Below are 8,906 nucleotides of genomic sequence, written 5' to 3' on the forward strand. Positions count from 1 at the left end.
GAGCTGTGCGACCTGCGGCCCGGCGATCTTCACGTACCGGTGCCGCCCCTGCCGTACCTCGGTCAGGAGCCCCCCGGCCACCAGCTTGTCCAGGTGCGCGCTCACCGTCGCCGCCGTCACTCCGGCTGTACGCGCCAGCTCGCCGGCAGTCCAGGCGCGTCCGTCCAGCAGCGCCATGCAGACGCAGGCGCGCGTGCGGTCGGCCAGCAGCCCTGCCAGCGCCGCGAGCTGCTGCCCGGACTGCCGCGTCTGCCCGGAACCGCCGCCCCGTCCGGCCACATTCGGGAGTCTCACTGGTCCGTCCATACGGCCATGATGCCCCCGTGACACTTCGGCGCCCGCCGAAGTGTCACGGCGCGCGAGACCCGTCGAAGTCTCCCCGGTCAGAGACCTCCACCGTCAGGGACGTCAGGCGTGCCCGCCGACCGTCACCTTCCCGACGGTGAGTTCGGGCCTGCCCTCCAGCACCGCTCCGACCCGCTCCACCTCGGCCTCCAGCGCCTTGCGGCGTGCGGTGCTCAGCGGTGCGAGAGGCTCCACGGTGATGTGGAGCCTCCGCCCGGACCGCTTCTGGTGCCAGACACCAGCGACCTCGCCGTCGATCAGCAGCACCGGGAAGTTGCCCGCCTGCCCGCTGGGGGAGAGGGCACGCTCCCGCGCTCCGCTCGGATAGAGCCGCTCACGCGGCCGGCAGGCGATCACGTACGCGTCGAAGTACGGCAGCAGTCGCACTCCGCGAGGCGGTTCCGAGGGCGCCTCAACGTCTCCGGCGGTCACCCAGGCCGCCTCCCCGTCGACCTCGACGCGCTGGATCCTGCCCTCCATGGAGCGGAAGAGCTCCTCGGCCCAGGCGCGCGGCACGCCCAGCCACAGCCCGAAGTTCTGCGCGGACGCCGGCCCGTACGCGTACAGGTAGCTCTCCAGCAGTTGCTCCTGCGCCGTACGCCCGTCCAGAGGTGCCCGCCCGTCCAGGAAGCGCCTCGGACTGGTGTAGGTGACCTTGCGGCCCCGATTCGGGCCGTAGCAGAGGAATCCGCGGTGTGAGGCGAGCGCGTGGACCTGCCGCCAGCGCGGCCACATCCCCTGGAAGGCGGGCATGACGAGGTCCCCGGCCCACGGACCCGTCGCCTCGACGACCGCTTCGCTCAGCTCGTCGATGGTCAGCTCCGCGTCCTCGAGCACCTCGCCGACGGCGGCGACGACCTGCTCCGTCTGCTCGTCGGTCAGCCGGACCTCACGGGGGAACGGGCTGGGGGAGCGGGGCAGGCTTCCGCGCGCGCCGATCCACATCGGGAGGTCGGCCGTGGACAGGAGATGGACGGTGCCGCGCGGCCCGTGCGTCTTGACGAGTCTGTGCTCGTCCCACAGGGCGCTGCGGACATCGGCACGGGTGGCGGTCGCCGTCCGCGTACCGAGGGAGAGTTCCGCGGCGGAGAGCACCTGGGCGTGCGCGCCGCAGAGGACGCCCGCGATCTGGGCCGGGCCGGCCGAATCCGACGGCGCGGCAAGGGAGTTGCGCTCAAGACGCCTCGCGGAGATCTCCGGCCACGTCAGTCGCGGGACGTGGTGGTCCATGGGTCTCGTCGCCTCCCGGGCATCTCGGCGTCCGCGGAGATGCGGCGCGCCGGACTCCAGTGTCGCCCGCCGAGCCGGACCGGCAGGTGACCCCGCCGGTGCTGCTACGCGGGTGCGGTCACGAGGATGAGCGGGATGTCCCCGCACGGCCGCAGCCGCAGCCCGTCGTGCTCCGCCCCGTCCGCGTCCCCGGCCTGTACGGACGTGAAGTCGGGACCCTTGAACAGCGACCCCGCGAGGTGGCTCGCGTAGGTCGAAACGGCCACGCGCCCACGGGAGTTGACCAGACATGCGGGGCCGGGGAGCCGTTGCAGCGCCGGCATGACCGCGGCCTCGAAGTCCGGCAGGTACACGTCTGCCGCGGCCACACCGGTGAAGCGGCCCTCGACGGTCACCGGCACGGACAGTGTGAGGCTGTACTCGTCGGAGCACAGGTAGTCCACGTACGGTCCGGCGACCGCGCGCCGCCCGGTGTCACGGGCGAGGGCGAACCACTCCCAGTGGGTGTAGTCGGAGTACGCCGAGTGTTCCGGGTCGAGGTCGAGCAGCAGCGGGCGTATGTCGCCTCCCGCGCCCCTCTGCCACCACTCCAGCCACGCCGGGGCGTCGGCCAGCAGGCCGGGTGCCGCCACGAACCCCGCACCCGAGATCAACCCCGGGCGCTCGAGAAGGGCGTGCAGTCCGGGGCGGAGCGAGGCGAGGTCGGCCGTCGCGGGCTGCTGGTCCTCGGGGGAGAGCGAGCCGAGGAGTGCCGCGGTCTCCGTACGGATCTCGGTCACGGCGTCGAAGACGCACTCGAGGGAGTCACGGACGACGGAGGCCACGTCTGCCGCTTCCGCAGCGGCCTCCGTACGGGGCGCCGCTCCGTCAAGGACGCGCGTTCCGGCCCCTGCGGGACGTGGACTGCTGTCCATGGGTGCCCTCCTCGGTGTGCGGACCGGACGGGCCGCCGGCGGGGCCGCGCGCGCCCAGACGCAGTTCGATCAAGTGCCCCATGGAGACCTCGACGCTCTGCTCGGCAAGGGCTCTTGCTTGCTCTTCGAGGCCATCCTGCACCGCACAGATCACGGCGCGATGACGATCGCACGCGTCTTTGTGGAGCTTTTCGTCGCCGAGTACGAGGCAGAGCAGGGCCCCCATCTCGGAGTGGATTCCGATCTCCTCGCGCGTCAGCCGGGCCGACTGTGCGGCCGCCGCGAGCTCGACGTGGAAGCGGCCGTGGACGCGGCTGCGGGCCGGACCGTCGGCCGCTTCCGCCAACTGGTCGAGCGACCGGTGGAGTTGGTGCAGGTCCTGCGGTTCGGTCCGCTGGGCGGCGAGCCTGGCGGCGGCACCGGAGACGGCGCTCCAGTGGTCGCCGAGATCGCGCAGCTCCTCCGGGCTCCAGCCGCCGAGGTGGGCCAGCAGCCTTTCCAGGACCGGGCCTTCGGGAACCACGACGAAGCTGCCGCCGCCCCGCCCCCTGCGTGTGGTGACAAGGCCGCGCTGGCGCAGTGCCATCAGTGCCTCGCGCAAGGTCACTGTGGAGACGCCTAGTTGGGCCGCGAGTTCGGACTCGCCGGGCAGCTGCTCGCCGTCGGCCAGCAGTCCGAGCTCGATGGCGTCGCCGAGCCTGCGCACCACGGCGTCGACCCTGGCCTGGGTGCCGATCGGGGTGAAGACGGTTCTTCGGGCGCCGTCTTGATCTCTCTCCACGGCCACCACCTTGTCAGTTGGCTCAGTCTTTACCTGAAGAGGGTCTGGAGCGGTCTTGAAGCTTGAACTATGACTTCATATATTTACCGCCCAGGCAAACGAGCACAGCAGCAGAAAGGTTCCCGCCCATGGAGGGGAAAGCCATCCGGCTGCGGAGTCTGCGCAAGGTCTTCGGCAAGACCGAAGCCGTGGCAGGCATCGACCTGAGCATCGCGGACGGCGAGTTCTTCTCGATGCTGGGACCGTCCGGGTCGGGCAAGACCACGGTGCTGCGGATGATCGCCGGCTTCGAAGCGCCCACCAGCGGAACCGTCGAGCTCGCCGGCAAGGACGTCACCCGGCTCGCGCCCTTCGAGCGCGACGTCCACACGGTCTTTCAGGACTACGCCCTCTTCCCGCACATGACGGTCGAGCAGAACGTCGCCTACGGCATGAAGGTGCGGAAGACGCCCAAGGCCGAACGCCTGCGCCGTGCCGAGGAAGCTCTCGCGAGCGTCCGTCTCGAGAGCTTCGGCAAGCGCCGCCCCTCACAGCTCTCCGGCGGTCAGCGCCAACGTGTCGCGCTGGCCCGGGCGTTGGTGAACCGGCCTCGCGTGCTCCTCCTGGACGAGCCGCTGGGCGCCCTGGACCTCAAGCTGCGCGAGCAGATGCAGATCGAGCTGAAGGAGCTTCAGCGCGAGGTCGGCATCACCTTCGTCTTCGTCACCCACGACCAGGACGAGGCGCTGACGATGAGCGACCGGATAGCCGTCTTCCAGGACGGACGCCTGGAGCAGACCGGCACCCCCGCCGAGATATACGAGCGCCCCGCGACCCCCTTCGTCGCAGGGTTCGTCGGGACCTCCAACCTGCTCGCGGGGGAGACCGCCGAGCAAGTCGTGGGCAAGCCAGGGACGTTCAGCGTCCGCCCGGAGAAGATCCGGGTGCTCAAGGATGCGGCGGACGATCCGGAGCCGGAGCACTCCACCGCCACAGGCACCGTCGCCGAGGTCGTCTACCTGGGGGACGCGACGCGTTTCCTCGTGGACCTCGACGCCGGCGGACGGCTCACAGCCGTCCAGCAGAACCTGGAGACCTCCTCCGAGGACGTCGCGGCCTACCGCGGCTCACGGGTCAGGCTCCAGTGGCATCACCGGCACAACTTCCCCATCAGCCAGCCGAGTTGACCGCACGACCAACCCCCCACGATCACCCTCGCCTCTACACGTGGAGCACCCCGTGCGTATATCCCGTTCCCTCAAGGCCGTCGCAGCGGCAGGCGTACTGCTGCTCGCGACCGCCTGCGGATCGTCCGGTTCCTCGTCCTCGCAGTCGGGCGCCGTGGACCCGCCGGACCTCAAAGCACAGAAGAAACTCGGCAAGGCCGAGAACTCCGTGAACCTCATCGCCTGGGCCGGCTACGCCGAGGACGGCAGCAACGACCCGAAGGTCGACTGGGTCACGCCGTTCGAGAAGAAGACGGGCTGCAAGGTCAACACCAAGACCGCGGCCTCCTCGGACGAGATGGTCAGCCTGATGAAGTCCGGGCAGTACGACGCCGTTTCGGCCTCCGGAGACGCGTCGCTCCGGCTGATCGCCTCCGGCGACGCCGAGCCCGTCAACACCGAGCTGGTGTCCAACTACAAGGACATCTTCAAGGGGCTGAAGAACAAGGACTGGAACTCGGTCGACGGGGTCTCCTACGGCATCCCGCACGGCCGCGGCGCCAACCTCCTCATGTACAACACGGAGAAGGTCAAGCCCGCCCCCGACTCGTGGTCCGCGGTCTTCGACAAGGCCTCGAAGTACAAGGGCAAGGTCACCGCGTACGACTCCCCGATCTACATCGCGGACGCCGCGCTCTACCTGATGAAGACCAAGCCCTCACTCGGCATCAAGAACCCCTACTCGCTGGACCAGAAGCAGTTCGACGCGGCAGTCGACCTGCTGAAGAAGCAGAACGCCAACATCGGCGAGTACTGGAGCGACTACCTCAAGGAGATCTCCGCCTTCAAGAGCGGCGACTCGGTGGTCGGCACGTCCTGGCAGGTCATCCTCAACAGCGCGCAGGACGAGGGCGCCAAGGTCAAGGCGGTGCTCCCCAAGGAGGGTTCGACCGGCTGGTCCGACACGTGGATGGTCGCCAAGAAGGCCAAGCACCCCAACTGCGCCTACAAGTGGCTGAACCACATCGTCTCGCCCGAGGCCAACGCCCAGGTCGCCGAGTACTTCGGTGAGGCGCCGGCCAACGAGAAGGCCTGCAAGCTGACCGCCGACAAGAACCACTGCAAGACGTTCCACGCAGCCGACGAGCCCTACTGGAAGAAGGTCCACTACTGGACCACGCCCACCCCGAACTGCCTGGACGGCCGCAAGGACGCCAAGTGCGTGCCGTACTCCAAGTGGGTCCAGGCCTGGACCGAGATCAAGGACTAGGCACCGATGACGAAGACCGAGCCGGCCGCCGGATCCGTCCGGCGGCTCGCCGGGACCCTGCACCGCCGCCCCCGGCTGCAGCTGTCCCTGCTGCTGTCCGCGCCGCTGACCTGGCTCGTACTGGCCTATCTCGGCTCGCTGGCAGCGCTGTTCATGTCCGCGTTCTGGACCACGGACACCTTCACCTCGAACGTGGTGAAGGTCTGGTCCGGGGACAACTTCAAGACCCTCGTGACCGCCGAGGTCTACCGCGAGGTGGCCCTGCGCAGTGTCGGCGTCGCCCTCGCGGTCACCGTCATCTGTGCGGTGATCGCCTTCCCCATCGCCTTCTTCACCGCCCGGATCGCGGCACCGCGCTGGCGGCCCCTGCTCGTGGTCGCGATCCTCACGCCCCTGTGGGCCAGTTACCTGGTCAAGGCGTACGCCTGGCGCATCATCCTCGCCGAGGGCGGACTGCTGGAGTGGATGCTCTCGCCGCTCGGCCTGGACGGGCCCGGCTACGGGCTGACCGCCACCATCCTGGTGCTGACGTATCTGTGGCTCCCGTACATGATCCTCCCCATCCACACGGGACTGGAGCAGATACCGGAGAACCTGCTGGACGCCTCCTCCGACCTCGGCGCGCGCACCGGCCGTACCTTCCGCTCGGTGGTGCTGCCGGTCCTCCTGCCCTCCATCGCGGCCGGCTCGGTCTTCACCTTCTCCCTCAGCCTCGGCGACTACATATCCGTGCAGATCGTCGGCGGAAAGACCCAGCTGATAGGCAACCTCATCTACTCCAACATCACCCTGGACCTGCCGCTGGCCGCGGCACTCGGCACCGTGCCCGTGGTGATCATCGTGTTCTATCTGCTCGCGGTGCGTCGCACCGGAGCCCTGAGCAGCCTCTGACGGACATGAAGACGCACAGCGAAGGTCAACGACGATGAATCTCTCCCGCCCCGCACGCATCACGCTGCGCGTCGCCGCCGTGCTCGGCTTCGCGGTCATCTACGTCCCGCTGTTCCTCGTCCTCATCAACTCCCTCAATCCCGACCGCAGTTCGGGATGGCCGCCGCCGGGGATCACCTTCCACTGGTGGGCCGACGCCTGGGGAAGCGCGGGCGCCCGGCACGCGCTGGTCACCTCGCTCAAGGCCGGGGTCGGCGCGACCGCCGCCGCGCTCGTCCTCGGGACGCTCATCGCCTTCGCGATCCAGCGCTTCAAGTTCTTCGGCCGTGAAGCGCTCTCCTTCGTGGTCGTACTGCCGATCGCCCTGCCCGGCATCGTCACGGGCGTGGCGCTCAACACCGCCTTCCGCACGGTGCTCGAGCCCTTCGGCGTCGGTCTCGGACTGTTCACGGTCGTCGTCGGCCACGCGACCTTCTGCGTCGTGGTCGTCTACAACAACGTGATCGCCCGGCTCCGCCGGATGCCCGGCAGCTACGAGGAGGCCGCGATGGACCTGGGGGCGAACACCTTCCGCGCCTTCGTCGACATCACCTTCCCGCTGGTGCGCTCGGCGCTCGTCGCGGGCGGACTGCTCGCCTTCGCTCTCTCCTTCGACGAGATCATCGTGACCACCTTCACGGCCGGCCCCGACACCCAGACCCTCCCCATCTGGATCTTCTCCAACATGGCGCGGCCTCAGCAGGCCCCGGTCGTCAACGTCGTGGCCGCAGTTCTCGTGCTGCTCTCGGTCATCCCCATCTATCTCGCGCAGCGGCTGTCGTCCGACACGGCATCGGGCAGCCGGATCTGAGCCGGAGCGGTCACAGCGCGGGGGCCACGCTCGCATGCCCGCCGAGGGCGTCGCGGATCTCCGGCATCGCCAGGTTCGCGTTGCGGCGCCAGCCGCCGAGCCGCTCGTACGCGTACATCCCGTGGATGCCGGCGGCGAGAGCGGCGGACTTGGGGGCGGGCCAGCGCAGGATCTGCCCCATGTGGGCCATCACGGCGAGGCTCACCTGACGGTGCACGACGATCTCGGCCAGCGCGGACTCCCGCAGATGGTGGCGGATGCTCCGGGCGTGGCCCTTTGCGGCCAGCCGCAGCAACTCCTCGTGGCAGTAGGCGAGATGGTTGTCCTCGTCCTGGCTGATCATTCTGATGGCCTTGCCGATCTCGGGGTCGTCGGCACAGCAGTTGAGGAGCATCGCCATCTGCGCGGCCGCACGCTCCTCGGTGACCCGGCTGTGCGCCAGATAGACGACGACGTCCTCCTCGGTCAGCGGTTCGTCCCCGCGGAGCCGCTCATGCATGAGCCCGATGCCGCGCCGCTCCAGCAGCATCGTGTAGTCGGTCTCGAGAGGGACCTCGACCGGTTCCAGGCCCCGCTTCTTCAGCAGGGCGTTGAAGATCCGGCCGTGCTTGTCCTCGTCGGTGCCGTGCCTGGTGATCTTGGGGGCCAGTTCCCGCATGCTCTCGGGCACCAGGGCCGCGATCCGGGCGTTCTCCCAGCCGCCCTGCGCCTCGCCGCTGGCGGCGATGGAGCAGAAGAGCTGGAAGGACCGGTCGTTGTCCAGAATCTCTCTGAACAGGCTTCGGGACGAGAGCATCGATGCCACCTCCGTACGGACGTCCGCATGAACGAGTCAAAGGGGACGGAACGGAACCGGCAACAGCAGCGCCCCTTCCCTCTGCCAAACGAAGGAGATTCGGGCGGCCCAGGGCCGGTGAGCACGGCGTTCGCCGCCCGTCACGGTGCCTCGATCCGTTCGGGGCGGCAGTCGCGTACGGCGGCGAAGTAGTCGCCGAGCCATGCGGTGCGCCCGTGCTCGGGCATCGCCTTGATGCGCGCCAGTACGGTCGCGGCGGAACGCTCCAGGGCGAACGAGGGCTCCGCGGAGGGTGCCAGCCACGTGGCCACGGCGTCGCTGTACCTCTTCGGCACCGGCGACTCGAAAACGTGCGGCCGCTTCACGCAGCCGTAGACCGCGGCGTTGAACGCGGCATCCCTCGTGTACGCGTCGAGGTTCTGCCTGTAGTTGACGGCGGGCGCGTCCGACAGGACGGATTCGTCCCTTCCGGGGACATGAGCGGTGGTGACGGGACGTCTGAAGTAGGGCTCGCGGCCGGCGTATTCGGTCGGCACCTCCACGAGGCGTTCCGGGGCGTTCGGGATGCGGCGGAGCTTGCTCGTCACTCCCGACACGGCAGCGGAGAACTCGGGCAGGTACAGGGCGTGGACGCGGCTCATGCACACCTGGGGGGCCCGCTCGGTGCAGGTGAGCGCGGTCGCT

At 69.2% G+C, this 8,906-nt stretch carries 9 protein-coding genes and 1 pseudogene; 4 read left to right on the top strand and 6 right to left on the bottom strand.

The features are described 5' to 3' along the window. The 4 genes from H5J26_RS25115 to H5J26_RS25130 all read right to left on the bottom strand — a co-directional run. A partial coding sequence (locus tag H5J26_RS25115; protein WP_181768245.1) for an ArsR/SmtB family transcription factor occupies window positions 1-306 on the bottom strand: 306 nt, incomplete at its 3' end. Window positions 307-408: 102 nt separating this feature from the next. Next, entirely contained in the window at window positions 409-1,575 is a 1,167-nt protein-coding gene (locus H5J26_RS25120; protein WP_181768246.1) for a winged helix DNA-binding domain-containing protein, read from the bottom strand. Between the two features lie 104 nt (window positions 1,576-1,679). Further along, window positions 1,680-2,489: a cache domain-containing protein gene (locus H5J26_RS25125; protein WP_210771745.1), complete on the bottom strand. Its 810-nt coding sequence runs from the start codon at window positions 2,487-2,489 to the stop codon at window positions 1,680-1,682. Further along, a complete protein-coding gene (locus tag H5J26_RS25130) occupies window positions 2,443-3,270 on the bottom strand; it encodes a FadR/GntR family transcriptional regulator (RefSeq protein WP_328514954.1) in 828 nt (275 codons plus the stop codon). Before H5J26_RS25130 ends, H5J26_RS25125 begins: the two co-directional genes overlap by 47 nt. A 128-nt stretch (window positions 3,271-3,398) precedes the next feature. Here H5J26_RS25130 and H5J26_RS25135 point away from each other — a divergent pair, with 128 nt between their 5' ends. From H5J26_RS25135 to H5J26_RS25150, 4 genes are read left to right on the top strand one after another with little or no spacing between them, the layout of a single operon-like run. Further along, a complete protein-coding gene (locus H5J26_RS25135) occupies window positions 3,399-4,436 on the top strand; it encodes an ABC transporter ATP-binding protein (RefSeq protein ID WP_181768248.1) in 1,038 nt (345 codons plus the stop codon). A gap of 52 nt (window positions 4,437-4,488) precedes the next feature. Beyond that, a complete protein-coding gene (locus H5J26_RS25140; protein ID WP_181768249.1) occupies window positions 4,489-5,685 on the top strand; it encodes an ABC transporter substrate-binding protein in 1,197 nt (398 codons plus the stop codon). Between the two features lie 6 nt (window positions 5,686-5,691). Then, window positions 5,692-6,576: an ABC transporter permease gene (locus tag H5J26_RS25145; RefSeq protein ID WP_181768250.1), complete on the top strand. Its 885-nt coding sequence runs from the start codon at window positions 5,692-5,694 to the stop codon at window positions 6,574-6,576. A gap of 34 nt (window positions 6,577-6,610) precedes the next feature. Continuing rightward, window positions 6,611-7,426 carry an ABC transporter permease gene (locus H5J26_RS25150; RefSeq protein ID WP_181768251.1) on the top strand — a complete coding sequence of 272 codons (816 nt, stop codon included), beginning with the start codon at window positions 6,611-6,613 and terminating at the stop codon, window positions 7,424-7,426. A 10-nt stretch (window positions 7,427-7,436) separates the two neighbouring features. On the opposite strand, the gene H5J26_RS25155 is transcribed toward H5J26_RS25150, so the two are convergent. Together H5J26_RS25155 and H5J26_RS25160 are read right to left on the bottom strand one after the other, a co-directional pair. Further along, window positions 7,437-8,222 carry a ferritin-like domain-containing protein gene (locus tag H5J26_RS25155; RefSeq protein WP_181768252.1) on the bottom strand — a complete coding sequence of 262 codons (786 nt, stop codon included), beginning with the start codon at window positions 8,220-8,222 and terminating at the stop codon, window positions 7,437-7,439. Between the two features lie 140 nt (window positions 8,223-8,362). Beyond that, window positions 8,363-8,906 (bottom strand): annotated as a pseudogene (locus H5J26_RS25160) (hypothetical protein); the annotation flags it as partial.

The organism is Streptomyces albidus (ex Kaewkla and Franco 2022), from assembly GCF_013870515.1.
In the GTDB taxonomy this organism is placed as follows: domain Bacteria; phylum Actinomycetota; class Actinomycetes; order Streptomycetales; family Streptomycetaceae; genus Streptomyces; species Streptomyces albidus.

Coding starts and splice junctions, on each gene's coding strand:
- H5J26_RS25120 (WP_181768246.1), bottom strand. CDS start 1,575: ATGGACCACCACGTCCCGCGACTGACGTGGCCGGAGATCTCCGCGAGG.
- H5J26_RS25125 (WP_210771745.1), bottom strand. CDS start 2,489: ATGGACAGCAGTCCACGTCCCGCAGGGGCCGGAACGCGCGTCCTTGAC.
- H5J26_RS25135 (WP_181768248.1), top strand. CDS start 3,399: ATGGAGGGGAAAGCCATCCGGCTGCGGAGTCTGCGCAAGGTCTTCGGC.
- H5J26_RS25145 (WP_181768250.1), top strand. CDS start 5,692: ATGACGAAGACCGAGCCGGCCGCCGGATCCGTCCGGCGGCTCGCCGGG.
- H5J26_RS25150 (WP_181768251.1), top strand. CDS start 6,611: ATGAATCTCTCCCGCCCCGCACGCATCACGCTGCGCGTCGCCGCCGTG.
- H5J26_RS25155 (WP_181768252.1), bottom strand. CDS start 8,222: ATGCTCTCGTCCCGAAGCCTGTTCAGAGAGATTCTGGACAACGACCGG.